Source organism: Alphaproteobacteria bacterium, assembly GCA_023898725.1.
Classification (GTDB): Bacteria; Pseudomonadota; Alphaproteobacteria; order JAUHZC01; family JAUHZC01.
This window is the reverse complement of the sequence record CP060236.1, coordinates 1,055,630-1,073,571: the sequence shown is the minus strand read 5'-3', so window position 1 is coordinate 1,073,571 and position 17,942 is coordinate 1,055,630. Positions and strand designations below refer to the sequence as shown.

Sequence of the window (17,942 nt, the reverse complement as noted above, 5' to 3'; positions counted from 1 at the left end):
AGAGAAAGATAGTCCGTGGAACGCAATCCGATTGATACAATTGAAGATCTTTTTAATGTGCAAGAGTGGCCAACGCAACGTCCCTCTGATGGGGAAGTTATCGCTGATGTTGTGGGGAAGTGGGGCGTGTATAGCGTACATTTTCTATGGGACTCGGAGGTGGCAATTCTCCAATTTATTATTACAAGTGATGATCTTCTTGTTGAAAAAGATTTTTTATCTCCCGCGTATGAACTTTGTGGACGTGTGAATGAAAAAATTCAGGTGGGGCACTTTGAGGTAATATCAGAGGCAAGCGTGATAGGATTTCGGCATGGACTTATCCTACCAGGCACCCGAACCATCAGCGAGTTTTTGCTTGAAGAGCTTATTAATACTGGTATTGAGATGTGCGAAAAATTTTATCCAGCTTTTCAATTTGTGTTATCAGGGGGAAGAACACCTTCTGAGGCCGCCTCTATGGCAATGATTAACACTATCGGTGAGGCATAATTCTGGTGCCTGTGTTTTTTTCTAGGGAGCCCTAGGGGTTGTTGCCTCACGCCCTCCATCATGTGTTGTCGTACTTGCAAGAATATGGATTTTTTTGCACTCCTTTGTCTGCGTTGTTGGCTTCTTTACCTCCTCATAGTTCCATGGAAGATTACAATGTTTTTACAAAACATAAGGATGACTTTATCCACGATCTTTTTATGCTTACAACTGAAAGTTCCTTGCGGGATACGAGCACTCAGCAAACTTCTCGTGCGATTTGTTTTGAAGTGCTGATGCGTCGCTTTGATCGGCTGAAGCCTTATCGTTCATTGCTTCAGGAGGTATCATCCGGAAAACAGGGGTTAGTAAACCCGTTTGTTTTTTTTAACCAGGCCCGAAGCTGTGAGACGAAAGTGTTGTCATTTGCCTATCGTCAGCCTCCTCAGCAAATGCTTTTTTCGGCTATTGTTTTTCTTGGTTTTTTCTCTTCGTGCTTTCGGGTGTGGCTAGATGATAGCAGTACTGATGATAGCCAAACGATGGCTGCTCTGGATCGTTCACTTGAGCGCTATGAAAGTATATGCCATTACTCTTCTTAGAAAAAATACAAAAAATAAATTCATTACTGATCTTTTAAAGTAAAAAAACAAAAAAATAATAAATTTATTTTTTTAATTTCAATATTTAATTTTTTGTTAACTATTATATTTCATTATTTATTAAGATTTTTCATAGGCTTATATATGGCTAAAAGTATACTCTTATTGTTTGTAGGTGGTGTGGCTATTTACGGTGCTATTATGATTGACCTCAATCTTATTCGTGAGAGTCAGAAAACTGCCATAATTGAAAAATCCAAAAAACCAAGCGACGCCCCTAGTAAGATCAAAGATGTGTTAGGCAAAACAATATCTAAGAAGAAGATTTAAAGTAAAAATCATCAATAAAAAATGAGGATAAAGGGATGACAAAAAAATATACGCAGATAATCTTGCGTTCTACTGTGGTTCTTTTTGCAATAGCGGGATCAACGTATGAAGCTCCTGAAGCAAGCAGCGATATTCTAGCCATAGCATCTAAATATCAAAATGCAAATGCATCTGACAAAGATGAGAAAAAAAGTGATCGACGTATGGGGCGCATTTCAAAACAGCTTTATGCTCTGAGAAAAGATATGCATGCAGTAATGGAAAAACTTGGCATAGCCGTGGATAGCACCGCCAAGAGTGACTTGAAAAAAGCAGAAGAAGATGATGCTTCGGATAATAGCACAGCAGAGCCAAAGCCAACAGTTGAGGCAGAAAAACCAGTTGTTGAGGAAGTAGTCCCAGAAGCTCCAGCGTCTTAGGTTGTTGCTCTCTTTATGACAAAGAAAAGCCTGGTTATGTTACCAGGCTTCTTTGGTGGCAAAGAGCTGCCGTGCCTTAAGCAGATCGCTTTGTGTATCAACGCTTAAGGGGGTTGCTTGCACCACAGAAAAACCAATACGCATGCCATTGTCTTGGGCACGCATCTGCTCTAATGATCGCTCTTTTTCACGAAGGCTAGGAGATAGTGATACAAATTTTTGCAATGCTTCGGGACGGTAGGCATACAACCCAAGGTGATAAAAAGCTGATTCTCTTTTGTCTGCGGGATCATTGCGTGTAAAGTCATGCGCTTCATAAACACCAGGACCAAGAGGACTAACAAGTGCTTTTACAACGCTAATATCAAGCCACTGCTGATCGTTGCTAATAGGGCAGCCGACTGTAGAGATATCAACATCAGTTATTTTGAGTATATCAAGACATGCTCGCATATTTTCGGGTTCAATAAAGGGCATATCTCCTTGTACGTTGAGGATGTAATCCCCATTGAAGCCAACAGCTTGGGCCGCAGCGGCTACACGATCAGTTCCAGAAGGAAGGTCTGGATCAGTAATAACTGCCTGCCCGCCAGCTTGTTTGATTACGTCCGCTGTGCGTTCATGACAGCAGGCAACAACTACCTCACCCGCTTGAGAGGCAATCGCGCGTTCCCATATGTGAATAATCATAGGCTTTCCCCCGATATCAGCGAGTGGTTTGTTGGGAAGGCGTGTGGCCTGCAGACGTGCGGGAATAACGATAAGTGTAGACATGTTATAGCTTTTAATCCTTCGGGTTCTTAATCTTCATCAAAGATTTTGTTTTTTTCGTTATTATGCTGATATGTACCAGTTGAGCCCGCGCCCGCATGTGCAGATCCTTCAGTCTTCGGGGTGGTATTCCTCAAGAGGGATTCTCGTGTAAGGGTTTCTGGAGCAGGGAGGACTTTGGGAAGAGTGTTTTTGTCAACAAAACGACAGCCCTCGACCCAAACATCATACACAGGGTGTGTCAGCGCCCCCACTGTAGGGCTGGATGCAAACATCCATCCGGAATAGTGCAAAACAGGCGGCATGGTTTTTTCTGGAAGGTACTCATAGATTTTGAGAAAGGCAGAAGCTTCAGGTGGATCTGTCGGCGCACTTGTTTTGCATCTATGAACAACAATACGAAGCTTGCCAAATGTCTTCATCTCATCGATTTGCACCACAAGTTGTATGGAACGCCCTGTGATCTTGTCAAGTGCACGAAGGGTTACGAGTTGAGTTTTTGTCGGGTCTTTGTCTTCAGCAACAGGCTTAAGGGGAGGATTGTTCTTGGAAATGACATCGGGCGAGTCTTCGTTAAAAATCGTAATATTCTTTACGCTTTTTTCTACATTCGTTGGGGTTTTTGGTTCGATGTCAGCATCTGTAAAGTTTTCATCTAGGTTTTTGATGAGTTTTTCAGAAGATTCCGACGGCAGTGAGGCAGTGGGTTTTTGAGAGTCTCCCTGGAAAAGTCCATCACCAGGGTGTTCCGCCGTCACCTCAGAGGCCCGGGAGGTATTCCCCTTTGAGGGCTGTGTTGCTTGCAGGGGGGACGTTTCTATCAAGATCTGCCACAGGACAAGAATACTGAAGAGAACGCTTGAAAAAGTGTTTAAAGCAGTGGGCTGGGACATTATGGATAGGCCCAAAATCGAGACGTGCAGCATAACCATACAGAGTTTTTTATAGATACTTTGATCAAGAAGGCCAACAAAAGCAACATTAACAATTCCTACTATAGGTCATAAGTATGAAAAAGTGCAACGAAATTTCGTACTTTTCCAGTGTTTCAAAGGTATTTTTAAAAAAGTATAGGACGTACTGAGGTGAACAAATCTGTGTTTGAAGAACGTTCTTCTTTTTCTTCGGTAAAACTGACAAACCAGAGAAGTTTTGCGGGTGGCTGTTTATTTATGGCAAAAGTTGTTTCAAGAGAGCATAGAGGAAGAATAGAGAAAGGGGTCCGTAACGCATTCATCCCAGGTCGTGCCATAACAATACATTTTTGACTTGCATTATAAGGCCATACTGATATATATGGCGTGTGTGCTTCTGGGCAAATTAGGACATGCCTCGCGGCCACGATTGTAAATGTGTTCGACACTATGATTGAATATTTAAGGAGATAAAATGTCCAAGTTGAAAAGTAACAGTAGTGCCAAAAAGCGCTTTCGCATAACGGCCACTGGAAAAATTTTGCGGGCTCATGCCTTCAAGCGCCACAATATGCGCAAACGCCCACAGAGCATGATTCGTAAAGCACGCGGTACAACCGTTGTGGATAGCACTGATCATGGACGTTTTCGCCATTTACTACCCTACGGCATTTAATTGAAGGAGATATAGACGATGACCCGAGTTAAACGCGGTGTTACGACGCACGCACGTCACAAAAAAATCATTAAAATGGCAAAAGGTTATCGCGGCCGGGCAAAAGATTGCTTTCGTGTTGCTGTTGAAAAAGTTGAAAAGGCCCTCCAGTATGCCTATCGTGACAGGCGTAATCGGAAGCGTGATATGCGGTCTTTATGGATTCAACGTATTAACGCTGCTGCACGCATGCATGGCATGACATACAGTCGTTTCATCAATGGTATTAATCTTGCAGGTGTTGCTATAGATCGAAAGATTCTTGCCGACATGGCTGTAAAGACGCCAGCAGAGTTTTCACAAATCGCTGTAAAAGCCCAAGAAGCGCTTTCTCAGTAACTAGAAACGCAGTTGATTGATAAAAAAAGGCCGATTTTTATCGGCCTTTTTTTATCAATCAACTGTGCTCTTGGTAAATTATCCAATGCATAATTTTGGTGACAATACGGGTTATCGCTCACACCCATAGGCAAGGGGAAATACCAATATCGGTTTTCACTCTAATCGTCGACATTTGGTGTCGGAGTGGTGTTTTTGATCGAATGGGGAAGCACAGTAGGTTTATTCGCAGATGGTTTTGCTTCAGCAGTATCTGTCAGAACGTGAGGAACAGGAACGGCTGCACTTGTTTTAAGAGGGAGGCCTCCAGAGGTCTCAGGCTTATCAGGGTTTCTCGTACCTGTGACTGGTGTGGGGTTTGTTACTTTTAGTGGCAGTTTGCTATCCCGGTGGTTGAGAAGGAACCAGATGCCATACAGACAAAAAACACCAAGTGCAGATGCAATGACGATCCATGTTTGTGTAAAAGATGTGGGAACAGACGCAGGAACGGATGCATGGGTGTCCTCTGTCCAGTGGAGAACCTCTTTTTTATAAGCATTGATATGGGGCTCGGGGTCTATCTTTATCATGCGAGCGTAGCTGCGTATAAAACCCATTGTGAAGACAGGTTCAGGAAGGAGTGTCGGATTGCTTTCCTCAAGGGCCACAAGGTAGTCTTGGCGAATTTTTAATTCCTTTGCGATGCGCTCAAGCTGAAGGCGTGACTTATTTCGTGCGTCTTGGAGTTTGTTCCCAAATGTATACCGTGCTGGTTTTGTAGCCTGATTCTGTACCGGGTCCACAGGTATGTGTGATGCCTCATCTTCTCTAGAAACAGTATCGGTATGCTCAAAAGGATCAGTATCGTTTTTCATTAAAGCAAATAATTTATTTAAAATAGTATAAAATCTTTTTCTAAGATTTGCAAACGATGTATTTTTCTCTCTTATTTGCAGTAATGACATTCAAAAAATAATAATAATATGTGTATTTTTTTTAATAGAAAGATTAATTTCTATTATTTTTTATTTGTTATTGGAAAAATTCATTTAATGCAAATTTATAGAATATATAATAAATTACAAGCGCACTTACGTCGGCAATATGTAATCCATTACTGCCATATGGAAAGTATCTTTTTCTTAGAAATATCCCGTGAGAATAAAATTTATGAGAGGGGACCTGTGCCTGAAGATATTACTGGCGATTATCTCTCAAGCGTTCCTTGCTGTTTCCTCACTTATTGGAGGCACTGTTGTTTTAGGGGTTAAAGTCTTTCATTTCCCATGTCGCATCCATGCGTGCGGCAAAACTAAGGTTATGTGTTGCCATGATTAAGGCAACACCCTCCTTATTGCAGATTTCTTGAAACAGAGAAAAAACAATCTCAGCAGTGACAGGATCAAGATTACCGGTGGGTTCGTCCGCCAAAATCACCTTGGGTTTGTTCGCTAATGCCCGTGCGATCGCTGTGCGTTGTTGCTCACCACCGGAAAGTTGAGACGGATAGTGCTGCGCGCGATGTTCCAGTTGCATTTTAGCCAGGTAGTAATGGGCAATTTCTTGTGCCTCAGTATCTGTGGATCCTGCAATCATGCAAGGAAGCGCAACATTTTCAAGAGCCGTAAACTCCTCCAGCAAATGATGAAATTGAAAAATAAAGCCAATATAATCCCTGCGCATGCGCGTGCATAACGCATCATCGTTAAAATTGATACGCTGTCCATGAAGGTGAATATCCCCTGAATCAGGTGCATCAAGAAGCCCTAATACCTGTAGCAACGATGACTTCCCTGAACCACTGGGGCCAACAAGGGCAACACACTGTCCTGCGTTAAGTGACTTTCCAGCCCTTGCAAAAACGCTAATGTTTTTTGTGCAATCTGTGGTTACTGTCGGATACGTTTTAGAAAGATTTGCAAAATGGAGAACGCCCTGCAATTCCTTATAATTTTTATTTTTAGTCATGACGCAAGGCCTCTACAGGATGTAAGGATGAGGCTGTGGCTGCGGGCAAATAACTTGCCGCTGTACTCATAGAAAGTGACAGAGCCACAATAGTTAGAACCTCGGTAAAATTCACCTGTGCGGGTAATTTTGCTAGAAAGTATATGTCAGGACTGAATATTTTGGCTCCAGAGAAGAACTGAATGATCGTTTGAACGGTTTCAATATTCCAACTGAGAACTAATCCAAGTACTAATCCCGCTAGTGTTCCCAAAAACCCAATCCGAAACCCACAATAAATGAATATCTTGTGAATACTCTGACGTGACTGTCCCATGGCACGGAGTATACCAATACTTGTGCGTTTATCCTTTACAAGCATTGTAATGCTAGAAATAATGTTAAATGCTGCGACCACAACAATGAGTGTGAGAATAAGAAACATCATGGTGCGCTCTGTTTCAATTGATGAAAAAAACGTGTGATTCAGTTGTTTCCAATCAAGAGCGCGCAACCCAGGACGCAGAGCAGCTAACTGAGGAGTAAGTCGGTGTGTTTCCATAGGATTTGTTGTAAAGATTTCTATTTTATTCACGTGCTCAGGAAGCCGAAAAAATTGCTGTGCTGCTGATAGAGGGATAAACACCATTCCTTTGTCAAACTCACTCATTCCTGCTTCAAAAACAGCAGACACAGTAAAAGCTCGCATGCGTGGGATAAGACCAAAAGCTGTGTTGTTGGCCTCTGGGGCTACAAGAGTGAGCATATCTCCTAGAAAAACACCCAGGCGGCGGGCGAGATTCATGCCAATCACCACAGAATTATTGCTATTAACAAACGTATCCAGGGTGCCCTGTTTGATGTTTCGGCTTATATGTGTCCTTTGAGATAATTCCACTGCAGAGATTCCATGTACAACAACACCAGTGGCTTGTGATCCTTGAAAAACAAGTGCTTGGCCCTCCACAATCGCAGACACATGGGAGATAGTGGGGTTTTGTTTTATTTTTTCAACAAGTGCTTCGTAATCATTGATCCCTTTTGCCATGCTGGGTAAAAGAACAATGTGACCGTTAAAACCCAGAATGCTGCGTGTGATTTCCTCACGAAAACCGTTCATTACAGACATTACGGTTATTAGTGTTGCGACGCCCAGCATAATCCCTGTAAAAGAAAACCCAGTAATGAGAGATACTGCACGTTCCTTTCGTTTGGCTGCCATGAAACGTCTTGCGATTGTGTATTCCAAACTTCGCTTTGTTAGGAAACGAAGAACGAATGAAGCACGCTTGTGGAAGGCTATCTTATTCATCGGACATGATCTGGGTCTTGAGAAAGGGAATCAACGTCTCCGCCGTGATTAGCTGACGTTCCTCAGTATGGCGATTTTTAAGTTCAATCTTATTTTCCTTGGCGTCACGCGGACCAATAGTGACCTGCCAGGGGCATCCGATGAGATCCATGTCTGCGAATTTTCCTCCCGATCGTTCGTTACGATCATCGTACAATACCGATATCCCCGCATTTTTAAGAGATGTGTACAGTGTGTTTGCAAGGCGTTGTGTATCTTCATTGTCTATCCGTATATTGATAAGACCGACAAGAAACGGAGCAACAGAGCTTGGCCAACAGATGCCTTTCTTATCATGAAACGTTTCAATGAGGGCGCCAATAACCCGGGTTACACCAATACCATAACACCCCATATGCGGGTACAAGGTTGTATTGTTTTCACCAGCAATCCCAAAATTCATGACCTCTGTGTATTTTGTACCAAGATAAAAAATATGCCCCACCTCGATCCCCCGAGAGATGCAAAGGTTTTCTTTACTTATGGGACAAGTGTCGGGATCATGCATATCATCAGATGCAGCATAGTAGTTCCGTGCTTCAGTGGTTGTTAGGGTGCCTGTATCACGTAAAGACTCAATGGTCTTTTCATAATAAAGACCACTTTCGCCCGTTTCGGCAACAACGTGAAACTCATGACTCATATTGCCACCAATGGCTCCTGGATCAGCTTTGACAGGAATGACATTAAGGCTCATCCGGCGAAATGTTTTGATGTACGCTTGAAACATAGCCTCGTAGGATTTTTGGGCGTCTTCAAATGTACAGTCAAATGAATACGCATCTTTCATGGTAAATTCACGCCCCCGCATGACCCCAAAGCGTGGTCGAATCTCATCACGGAACTTCGCATTAATTTGATAAAGTGTGAACGGAAGTTGTTTGTAGCTTGTGACGTAGGATGCAACAAGGTCAGTCACTACTTCTTCTGCTGTGGGGCCATAAAGCATGTCTCGATCATGGCGATCCCGCATCCGTAACATTTCCTTTCCATATGCATCATATCGTCCGCTTTTCTCCCACAAGAAAGCAGGTTGAATTGTTGGCATGCTGATGTGTTGTGCGCCTGCATTATCCATCTCTTCCTTGATGATGCGGCTGACATTTGCAAGAACGCTTTGTCCCAAAGGAAGCCAGCTGTATATGCCTGATGTGGTTTGGTGAATCATACCACTGCGCAGCATGAGGCGGTGAGAAGGAATAGTAGCCTCTTTGGGGGTTTCTTTGAGGGTTGGAATAAAAAACTGGCTACGTCTCATTGAATCTCATTATGGCCACATGAATATGCGGGCATTATAGCGAATGATTTTTTTTTCGCGAAGCGAAAACAACACTTGCAAAACTTAAAATTTTGACTATTCTTTCGGCATATCAGATGCGGGCGTAGCTCAGGGGTAGAGCACAACCTTGCCAAGGTTGGGGTCGAGGGTTCGAATCCCTTCGCCCGCTCCATGTAAACGCAAAAGCGATACTTGCTTCACAGATTTTTCTGCACTTCTTATCCCTTGCCAAAAAAACAGCTCTTGAGTGAGTCCCTGTTCGGTGAGGGCTTTTGGAGCACGGTTTTTAACTGTGGGATACCAGTATTACTTTTGTGGGCGTGTTTGGAATACTTTTTTATTATGCGCCCCTATGATTCTGGTGTGCTGACCGGCTTCTTTTTTTTGAGAGAAAGATTTTTTTCAATGATAATGGGGGTGGATACATCGGATTTGCGGGCAATCTCAAAAAGATGATCGATATGTGCGGTGTGTGTGTCAAAGTGTGCTTTTACTTTTCCTGACAAGGTGATGTTGCTACTTGTTTTTACATGCATAGGATTGATTTGCTGACCATTTTTGATGACTTCATAATGCAGATGGGGGCCTGTTGCACGCCCTGTAGCCCCTACATAACCAATGATTTGGCGTTGACGGACTGTTTTCCCCGCGCGCATGCCTTGGGCAAAGCGTGAAAGGTGTGCATAGGCCGTTTTTAGGGCTGTTCCAAAGTGACGAATACGAAGATAGTTTCCGTAGGCACCATTACGCCCCGCTTGTTCGATGACACCGGAACCTGCCGCGTATATGGGCGTTCCTGGTGGGGCCGCAAAATCAACACCTTTATGATGCTTTGTAAAGCCAAGAATAGGGTGTTTTCGTTTACCAAAACCAGAGGAGATACGGGCGCCATCAATGGGGGTACGCAGGAGTGATTTTTGTACGCTACGTCCATTTTTATGGTAGTAGCCAGTCCATTGCTCAAAGATATCAAAAAAATAAACCGTAATAGGCTTGTTATCAATTTCCATTTCTGCAAGAAGAACACGCCCAACGTCAGCCGATTTATTTTTAGAATCGTGCAGTACTTCATACAAAACACGGAACCTATTCCCAGGGTGTATGTTACGTTGAAAATCAATAGCATAGCTAAACGCTGTAATCATTTGATGGACTGCCTTGCTCGGAAGCCCCAATCCAAGGGCATCGACGTAGAGACTCGAGCGAATCGCGCCTTCAACACTTTTTACATGGCGCTGAAGTTTGCGGTGGGATTTTTGAGCGTCGTAACCACCCTTTTCGTTTTGCTCTAAGGTGATTTCGGTATTGAAGCTCGGGTGAATAAGAAGAGTCAGTAAATTGCGGGATTCTCCATCTTCGTGTGGGGATGTTGTGATGAAAACCTCATGCGAGGGACGCAAATCGCGGGGATTAAAAAGTGTTTGTAGGGCCTTAAGAGCAGCATGAATCTGTGTTTTGACAATTTTTTCATTTGCCAAGATAGAGGAAAGTGTATCACCTGATTGAATATCCAGAGGATCCTCACGGATCAGATTTTCGGGGTTTTGCAATTCCGATAACTCCTCTTGGGAGGATCTCTTACCAGAAGATACAAGCAGAATCTTTTCGGGCATTGCCAGGTAATACGCCAACAAAACACAAAAAACGCTTACTATAACCTTGTATAGTTTCTTATTCAGGTGACGAGGGGAGGGTGAAGTCATGGATCAGAGTGCAAAAATGATAAAATTCAAAAAAATCTGTACGAGAATGAGGGTTTATAGCATAGATAGAGTTAAACAAGAGTTGAAAACCTAGCATGAATCTTCGCATCCACCAACGGTTAGTTTCTAAGATTCTCCACGATCTTATTGCGCCTGCTTCTAGTACCCTTAATGGCATAGAGTTGCTTTCAGGCATGCAGGCTATAGACGAAGAGGTTCTGAGCTTTATGAAGGAGGGCGCTGTTTCTTTAAATGAGAAACTGAAAATGTTTCGTCTTGCTTTTGGTGCGACCGGTGATTCAACTATTACAAACCTTCAGTCATTCACAGAAAAAACAACCCCCTTTATAAAGGTATTTGGTGGAAACTATCACCCTGTTTCGGCTGATTTCATGGTTTTAACTACTCCTGATGTTCAGGCAGTTAGCGTTCTTATAATTATGATTACTCAAGTTGCAACCGGTCCTTTTTATGTTTCTCTTTCGTCACAGAAAACCAAAATTCATATTACCATAGAAGATCTTAGGTTTTGTTTTAATGGTAAAATCATGGGGTATTTGGTTGGTGATACTTCTGATGATATGGTGGATGTGGATGTGCATGATGCGCAGGCATGGCTCATGCGGATCCTGGCTGACTCTTGTGAAATGACTATTAATGTTGTGTGCAATGAACCTGGTAAGATTATCCTTAGTCTTGATAAACTTCCCCCCTCCTAGCAAAGTTTGAGGCGTCTTAACACAACAAATACAGTTAGCTGAGATGTTATCACAGTGAGAAACATAAGAAATAAAGGAATCCCAAAGATCGCGAGTATTACCTGTCCGTACTGAATGGTAAGTCTTGGCCAGGAGTCGGCCTGTAGGCTAAGTGCGAGGCAAATAATAACAGCGATTAACCCTAATCCAACACCGATGAGACTGCTAATTCCTGTGGTTGTTAGGGCATGGAGTTGGAATCTATTGGCAATAAAATTGCGGTTTGCCCCCATTTGGATGAGAGCACGCACAATGTCTAGGTGAATCATTAAGCCGGTATATGTTGAGAATGAGATGATTGAAAGTGTAATGAAACAAACCAGCGCGGTGAGAAAAAGTCCTAATTTATAGATACCTGAAGCAAGCGTTAAGAGCCCTTCCTGCCACTCACGATTTTGCGAAACTGTCGCCCCAGGATAAAGAGAACTAATTTCAGCTGTAATTTTTGAAAAATCAATTATCATGGTGGGATGGGTTTCTACGTCAATAACAATAGGGGTTGGTGTGCGGGCCAGGTGATCATTGTACGTAAGGTCGGTTGTTGCGTGAATGGTGGATTTTGAAAGAACATGGTAGTTACGCACAGCTGGATTGCTTTTGAGAAGATCTAAAACTTTTGTTTGGTTAGCAAAATCCATGTTGGATGCTTTTCTATCTTCTGGGGGTAAAGAAACACTAAATCCATGCCTGGTTTGATGGTGCCAGTTTTGTATCGTTCCTTGAAAAATAAGGGCGCCTGTTACAAAAAAAAGCGCCAGAAAAATAATAATCCCATTTACCCAGCACATCCAACCGCTGGATTTGCTTGATTCAAGAGGAATAATGTTAAAAGGAAGCTTCATGGAGGACCTTAGGGATTAATTGTATTGTAAAAAGATGAGTAGGGAGATTTGTGCACAGATGTGCGGCCCTCTGTTTTGGGAAGAGGGGTTATTTTTTGCATGTGCGGCAGGGATTCACCACTTGCCGTATCAGTTACTTTAGATGCATGTGTGGCAATAGCCGGTGATGGTGTGGTGCTGTTTGTTCCTGTTTGGGAGACCGCCTCCTGCTCATGTATAAAGAGAAGATGTTTGTTTTCCAAGCGAACCTCTGGATGCCGAAACTCTTGCACAATTGTTTGATTGTGTGTTGCTATAACAATAGTTGTTCCCAGTTTGTGAAGTGTTTCAAAAATAGTCATCAGTTTGCGGGCATTCTTCATATCAAGGTTGCCCGTTGGCTCATCTGCAATAACGATTTTTGGGTTAATAACCAGCGCCCGAGCAAGCGCAGCCATTTGGCTGTGCCCCCCCGAAAGCATACTTGGTAGTTGCTCTAGGTAGTTTTGGAGGCCTATCCATGAAAGAACCTGAAAGGCACGTCGACTTGCCTTAGAAGGTGAGATCCCTTGTATCAGTAAGGGAAGCATCGTATTTTGAAGAATTGTTAAATGCGCAATAAGCCCAGGTTCTTGTTTAACAACACCGATACGCTGGCGAATGTGCGGAAGGGTTCTGCGGGGAAGCACTTTGATGTTTTGCTCAAAAAGCTTTATTTTTCCTTGATATTCTAAATTATCAATATAAATAAGACGCAAAAGCGATGTTTTTCCAGCCCCACTTTCTCCCGTTAAATAATAAAAACTTCCTTTTGAAACAACAAAAGATATGTCACGAAATACTTCAATATTTTCATAACTAAGGCTTACATTGCGTAGCGACAGTATCTCAGTTGAATCGACCATCTAATATACAGTTTAATCTCATAATAAATATTAGCATAAATTGTAGATAAATCCACAGCAATTTGATATTTTTTGTTTTTTTTCTTGATTCTTAAGTAATTAATAAAATATTAACTATTTCTCTTTTGGGGATATATTCTGTTAGGCAGCCGATAAAAATATATTGCTCTATTGAATAAATTCCTTAGGATGCTCTAAAAGTAGGGTTAAAAAGCGCATGCGGTTTTTGGTTTGGGGCATCGTCAATTTTGATGCTATTTTGCTTATTATGATCTTGGGTGTTTCGTTGGTGTCATTTTTTCATCGTGGCGCTCTTATTTTTTGGCTCAATCATACTATAGCTATTGGTTTTTTTGTTACAGTTCTGACCCCTTTTCCAGGTATGTATGTGGCACACCTAGAGAACACCTATCCTGTTGTAAGGACAGTACCAGATGACGTAAAAGGAGTTTTAGTTATCGGGGGTATGATAAGCCGTGATGTGAGTGTGTCGCGCAAGCAAGCGGCTTTTAGTATTAACGGCCCACGGATGTCTCACGTCATTAAGCTTATGCACGAAAAGCCGGGTCTCCCATACTTTTTTATGGCGGGCGGAGTTCCCTATATTAATCATTATCAAGAAGGTGATATTTTGCGTCGCCATCTATCTTATGTGCAAAAAGAAGTGCCAAATATTACATATGATACTCGTTCCAACACAACAGCTGAAAGTGCGCATGTCAGCTATCGCGAGTTAAACCCTGGTAACGATAAATGGCTTTTGGTAACCTCTGCCTATCATATGCCTCGGGCTGTTCGGAATTTTACAGCAGCTGGATGGAACGTGACCCCGTACCCCACTGACTATAAGACAAAAAAAAATGAAGGTTATTCGTTTAATTTTAGTATTTTTAAGGGTATAATGTTTTGGAAAATAGCTGTCCATGAGTTTCTTATGCATGTAATCGATTCATTGGATGGGCGCATTAAATAGGATTGGTCGTGATAAAAGAGTTGGTAAAACTTTACACAAAAATTGCCTTAATAACCCTAATTCCCTTGTTGTTATGGGGGTGTGCAAGTACGGATAATTCGGGCCATTATTCCGATTATTTTAGTCGTTATTATGAAGGTATCAAAACTATTGCACCGACTAAAGCTACCTCAAGATCCTATACAATAAGAGGTGTGCGTTATAAACCTCAAGAACACTACGAATATATATCAGAAGGATATGCCTCGTACTACGGAGGTCGTGATATTTTTCATGGACGACGGACCTCAACGGGCGAAATTTTTAGTAAAGATGGTCTCACAGCGGCTCACCGGACACTCCCATTGCCTTGTGTCGTGAAAGTGACTAATCTCGAAAATGGACGCTCAATTCGGGTAAAGGTAAATGATAGAGGTCCTTTTGCCTCACCGGAAAAGCGCATTATTGATCTTTCTGAACGGGCGGCTAAAATTTTGGGTTTTTATGAAAAGGGGACAGCACGGGTGCGCATAGAAGCGGTTGTTGACGATAGTGTCCGTGTGGCAAAAGGAGCACGCACCTACAGCCGCGGCTCTCGGCGATCATTTTTTACACCGACTTCTCTTTCGTCGTCTCAAAAAAAGTCAAAGAACATATCTTCTGCGCGTACTCCTCTTAGGGTTGCGTATAGAGATCGTAGTGATGGAATTTTAAGGGCTATTAAACCAAGCGCACTTCCTCATGGAAAACGCGGGGAAAAAAGTACTTATGCCGCTATGGCCTCACAGAAAAGTCATCATGTATTGCACATGACGAGGGTTCAAAAACGCCCACAACCCTTGCCAAAGTCTAAATCTCCGCGTATGAATATGAGATAGATTTTCTTTTTAAGATACGACATGATCGTTTTTTTTCGTCTTATACTAGCTGCCTTATTTTTGGGTATTTTCTCTCTGGATTGCGGGGCACATACGCCCATATTTGATACAAAAGCTAAGCAAGCATATCTGGTTGATTTTCATTCCGGTGCAGTTTTGTTGGCGAAAAATAGTGAACAAAAAATGTCGCCGTCATCAATGACAAAAATGATGACCGCGTATGTCGCCCTGATGCGCCTGAAACAAAATGATTTAAAGGAGAATGATCTTTTTCATACGAGTGATCGCGCCTTTCGTATGGGTGGATCCCGGATGTTTCTTGAGATTGGATCGGATGTTATGCTCAAAGATCTTCTCCTTGGTGTTCTTGTGCTGTCGGGAAATGATGCCAGCGTTGCTATGGCTGAGGGTATTAGCGGATCAGAAGAGGCTTTTGCCACAGAGATGAATCATGTTGGGGGTCAGCTTGGGATGACCCAAACAAATTTTGTGAATGCATCCGGATGGCCTTCCCAAGGGCATTACTCCACAGCAAAAGATATTGCAATTCTTGGTGTGCGAACAATTCAAGATTTTCCTGAGTTTTATAAACAATTGTACTCCATCCCAAGCTTTGAACATAATGGGGTTCTGCAACCCAACAGGCTCCCTCTGCTTGGTGAGGAGCAATATGGCGTTGATGGATTAAAAACAGGATTTACGGATGACGGCGGTTACGGTGTGTGTCTGTCTTGCGAGAAAAAGGGAACACGCATCGTTTTAGTAATTAACGGATTGAAAACAGAAAAAGCCCGCCGGGATGAGGCCCGTTCGTTAATTACATGGGCGATGGCCCAGTTTCGTACAGTAAAAGTAGCAACAAAAGATGTAGGGTTATCGGAGTTTGATGTGTGGCTTGGGAGTAAAAATCGCATTTCCGTGGCGACGAACAAAGATGTTTATTTTACTCTTGCACGTCGGGATGTACAGGGTCTTAAGGCAGAGGTTCGTGTTAATGCCCCGCTTCCTGCGCCTTTAAAAAAAGGAGATGAGGTTGGGCAGTTAATCGTGACTGGCTCGTCGGTTCAGGATGAAATATCGGTTCCTGTTTTTGCGATGGAGGATGTGGGAGCAATTGGCTTTTTTGGAAAGATATCTCACGGTTTACACTACCTGCTTTTTGGGCATAGTGAATAATGTCTACACCACGTAAAGGGGTTTTTATAAGCTTTGAGGGTGGAGAAGCGACAGGAAAAACCACCCAAATTTCCATGCTATCAGAATTTTTGAAGCATAGCGCAATTCCCCATGTGGTTACGCGAGAGCCAGGAGGATGCCTTCAAAGTGAGATGATTCGGAAACTTTTTCTGGATCCAGATCTGCAGGGATGGTCCTTGTGGAGCCAGTATTTTTTGTTGCTGGCGAGTAGGAATGAGCATATTCACTCGGTGATTTTGCCTGCTTTGAATGATGGAAAATGGGTTCTTTGTGATCGATTTCAAGACTCAAGCCGGGTATACCAAGGGATTGTGGGGGGATTGGGGCTTGATGTTGTTGATGAAATTTACGCCAAAACGATTGGAGATGTGTGGCCCAATCTTACCTTTGTTTTGGAGATATCTGAGGAATTAATGCTGCAACGTCTTGATGCCCGTGACAAAGAAAAGGACCGTTTTGATAAGCTTCCCCTTGCATTTCATAAACGCATTCGCGAGGCCTTTCAAGGGCTTTGTCTTGAAGCTGAGGCACGTATGATGCGGGTTGATACAAAAGAATCCTCTCATGAAACACATACGTATCTTGTTGATATTCTCCAGGTGCGCTTTCCTCAACTGAAGGAAGCGCCCGTACCGTTACCTAAAAAGAGAGCAGATGTCTGATTCTACCCCGCCAAATGTGATTGGACATCAGCACATTTGGGCACAGCTTTTGCATTGGTATGAACGCAACACACTCCCGAATGCGGTTGTTTTTCAAGGATTGCAGGGAGTGGGAAAAGGGGCGCTTGCGTGTGATTTTGCTGCTTGCCTTGTCACACAAAATTCTCTAGATAGCAATGCTATTAGGCATGCTCATCACCTTATACGGTTAGGAGCACACCCGGGTGTTCGTGTGTTGCGTCGTGATAACTCTGGTGAAGAAGGTACACATATTAGTATTGCTAAAGTGCGGGAAGTGTTGCATTTTTTTCGTATGTCTCCTGAGCGTGCATCAGATTATAGGGTTCTTATTGTTGATGCGATTGATGATTTAAGTGTTGCAGGAGCAAATACACTGCTGAAAATTGTTGAGGAGCCTCCTGACCATGTGTGCATTATTATTATCAATCATCGCTCTGAACGATTGCTACCAACGTTAAAATCACGGGCCGCTCAGCTGTTTTTCAATCCGTTATCTTCTGAAGAGATGAAAGACTACTGTATGATAAATAATTTTTCTTCCCAGGATACCCTTTTGTCTCTTGTGCAAGGGCAACCCGGATTAATGAAGCACATTCATGCGCATGGACTTACAAGATACTTGGAAGACGTACACATCCTTGTGACAAACGATGGCACCAAAACAACCATCGGCCAGTTCATTAAGTCGTGGTTTTCTGCTGCAAATAAAGCCATGTGGGATCATCAGCTCATGTGGATTGAGCGCACTCTTTTGCAGCAGGGATCTCAGGAGAGGGGAATGACTCCCCGTTTTGCGCGATTGATGCAAACGTATGACAACTTTGTAAAAAATATCACTCACTATCGTACGCTAAATCTCGATTTATCCAGTATATTATGGCAAAGTCTATCAACTCTTTGGATATCAGAACGCTAAGAAAAACCT

21 protein-coding genes and 1 tRNA gene are annotated in these 17,942 nt (G+C 42.8%); 13 read left to right on the top strand and 9 right to left on the bottom strand.

All coding sequences use genetic code 11. The features are described from left to right. Positions 1-15 precede the first annotated feature (15 nt). From H6849_05000 to H6849_04985, 4 genes are all read left to right on the top strand, one after another. Positions 16-492 (top strand): YbjN domain-containing protein, encoded by a 477-nt coding sequence (locus H6849_05000; GenBank protein ID USO01412.1) that lies wholly within the window; start codon positions 16-18, stop codon positions 490-492. A gap of 38 nt (positions 493-530) precedes the next feature. Then, the gene (locus tag H6849_04995; protein USO01411.1) at positions 531-1,073 is read left to right on the top strand and encodes a hypothetical protein; all 543 of its coding nucleotides are present in this window, start codon (positions 531-533) and stop codon (positions 1,071-1,073) included. Between the two features lie 144 nt (positions 1,074-1,217). Then, positions 1,218-1,403: a hypothetical protein gene (locus H6849_04990; GenBank protein USO01410.1), complete on the top strand. Its 186-nt coding sequence runs from the start codon at positions 1,218-1,220 to the stop codon at positions 1,401-1,403. A gap of 35 nt (positions 1,404-1,438) precedes the next feature. Next, positions 1,439-1,822: a hypothetical protein gene (locus tag H6849_04985; GenBank protein USO01409.1), complete on the top strand. Its 384-nt coding sequence runs from the start codon at positions 1,439-1,441 to the stop codon at positions 1,820-1,822. A 39-nt stretch (positions 1,823-1,861) separates the two neighbouring features. Here the strand turns inward: H6849_04985 and kdsB are convergent, their stop codons facing one another. After that, complete coding sequence (kdsB, locus tag H6849_04980) at positions 1,862-2,596, bottom strand: 3-deoxy-manno-octulosonate cytidylyltransferase (GenBank protein USO01408.1); 735 nt, start codon at positions 2,594-2,596, stop codon at positions 1,862-1,864. 26 nt (positions 2,597-2,622) lie between these two features. Then, positions 2,623-3,486, bottom strand: a complete 864-nt coding sequence (locus H6849_04975) for a DUF2155 domain-containing protein (GenBank protein ID USO01407.1) — start codon at positions 3,484-3,486, stop codon at positions 2,623-2,625. A gap of 496 nt (positions 3,487-3,982) precedes the next feature. Between H6849_04975 and rpmI the strand changes: the two genes are divergently transcribed. Then, positions 3,983-4,183, top strand: coding sequence for a 50S ribosomal protein L35 (gene rpmI, locus H6849_04970; protein USO01406.1), 201 nt, complete (start codon positions 3,983-3,985; stop codon positions 4,181-4,183). An 18-nt stretch (positions 4,184-4,201) separates the two neighbouring features. Then, entirely contained in the window at positions 4,202-4,561 is a 360-nt protein-coding gene (gene rplT / locus H6849_04965) for a 50S ribosomal protein L20 (GenBank protein USO01405.1), read from the top strand. Positions 4,562-4,722: 161 nt separating this feature from the next. On the opposite strand, the gene H6849_04960 is transcribed toward rplT, so the two are convergent. The 4 genes from H6849_04960 to H6849_04945 all read right to left on the bottom strand — a co-directional run bounded on the left by H6849_04960 (position 4,723) and on the right by H6849_04945 (position 9,099). Beyond that, positions 4,723-5,418: a helix-turn-helix domain-containing protein gene (locus tag H6849_04960; protein ID USO01404.1), complete on the bottom strand. Its 696-nt coding sequence runs from the start codon at positions 5,416-5,418 to the stop codon at positions 4,723-4,725. A gap of 385 nt (positions 5,419-5,803) precedes the next feature. Further along, positions 5,804-6,511, bottom strand: coding sequence for an ABC transporter ATP-binding protein (locus H6849_04955; protein USO01403.1), 708 nt, complete (start codon positions 6,509-6,511; stop codon positions 5,804-5,806). Continuing rightward, positions 6,504-7,712 carry a lipoprotein-releasing ABC transporter permease subunit gene (locus tag H6849_04950; GenBank protein ID USO01402.1) on the bottom strand — a complete coding sequence of 403 codons (1,209 nt, stop codon included), beginning with the start codon at positions 7,710-7,712 and terminating at the stop codon, positions 6,504-6,506. Before H6849_04950 ends, H6849_04955 begins: the two co-directional genes overlap by 8 nt. A gap of 82 nt (positions 7,713-7,794) precedes the next feature. Further along, on the bottom strand, positions 7,795-9,099 hold the full coding sequence (locus H6849_04945; GenBank protein ID USO01401.1) for a proline--tRNA ligase: 1,305 nt from the start codon (positions 9,097-9,099) through the stop codon (positions 7,795-7,797). Between the two features lie 118 nt (positions 9,100-9,217). Between H6849_04945 and H6849_04940 the strand changes: the two genes are divergently transcribed. Then, positions 9,218-9,292 (top strand) — tRNA-Gly (locus tag H6849_04940). Between the two features lie 178 nt (positions 9,293-9,470). Here H6849_04940 and H6849_04935 read toward each other — a convergent pair. Beyond that, the gene (locus H6849_04935) at positions 9,471-10,733 is read right to left on the bottom strand and encodes a peptidoglycan DD-metalloendopeptidase family protein (protein USO01400.1); all 1,263 of its coding nucleotides are present in this window, start codon (positions 10,731-10,733) and stop codon (positions 9,471-9,473) included. A 185-nt stretch (positions 10,734-10,918) separates the two neighbouring features. Here H6849_04935 and H6849_04930 point away from each other — a divergent pair, with 185 nt between their 5' ends. Further along, positions 10,919-11,542: a hypothetical protein gene (locus tag H6849_04930; protein ID USO01399.1), complete on the top strand. Its 624-nt coding sequence runs from the start codon at positions 10,919-10,921 to the stop codon at positions 11,540-11,542. On the opposite strand, the gene H6849_04925 is transcribed toward H6849_04930, so the two are convergent. Continuing rightward, entirely contained in the window at positions 11,539-12,423 is an 885-nt protein-coding gene (locus H6849_04925; protein ID USO01398.1) for a hypothetical protein, read from the bottom strand. The genes H6849_04930 and H6849_04925 overlap by 4 nt on opposite strands. Before the next feature lie 8 nt (positions 12,424-12,431). Continuing rightward, positions 12,432-13,307: an ATP-binding cassette domain-containing protein gene (locus tag H6849_04920; GenBank protein USO01397.1), complete on the bottom strand. Its 876-nt coding sequence runs from the start codon at positions 13,305-13,307 to the stop codon at positions 12,432-12,434. Between the two features lie 217 nt (positions 13,308-13,524). Between H6849_04920 and H6849_04915 the strand changes: the two genes are divergently transcribed. The 5 genes from H6849_04915 to H6849_04895 all read left to right on the top strand — a co-directional run bounded on the left by H6849_04915 (position 13,525) and on the right by H6849_04895 (position 17,933). Beyond that, on the top strand, positions 13,525-14,280 hold the full coding sequence (locus H6849_04915; protein ID USO01396.1) for a YdcF family protein: 756 nt from the start codon (positions 13,525-13,527) through the stop codon (positions 14,278-14,280). A 65-nt stretch (positions 14,281-14,345) separates the two neighbouring features. Continuing rightward, the gene (locus H6849_04910) at positions 14,346-15,137 is read left to right on the top strand and encodes a septal ring lytic transglycosylase RlpA family protein (protein USO01934.1); all 792 of its coding nucleotides are present in this window, start codon (positions 14,346-14,348) and stop codon (positions 15,135-15,137) included. Between the two features lie 21 nt (positions 15,138-15,158). After that, on the top strand, positions 15,159-16,313 hold the full coding sequence (locus tag H6849_04905; GenBank protein USO01395.1) for a D-alanyl-D-alanine carboxypeptidase: 1,155 nt from the start codon (positions 15,159-15,161) through the stop codon (positions 16,311-16,313). Further along, on the top strand, positions 16,313-16,996 hold the full coding sequence (gene tmk / locus H6849_04900) for a dTMP kinase (GenBank protein USO01394.1): 684 nt from the start codon (positions 16,313-16,315) through the stop codon (positions 16,994-16,996). Before H6849_04905 ends, tmk begins: the two co-directional genes overlap by 1 nt. After that, complete coding sequence (locus H6849_04895) at positions 16,989-17,933, top strand: hypothetical protein (protein USO01393.1); 945 nt, start codon at positions 16,989-16,991, stop codon at positions 17,931-17,933. Before tmk ends, H6849_04895 begins: the two co-directional genes overlap by 8 nt. Positions 17,934-17,942 lie beyond the last annotated feature (9 nt).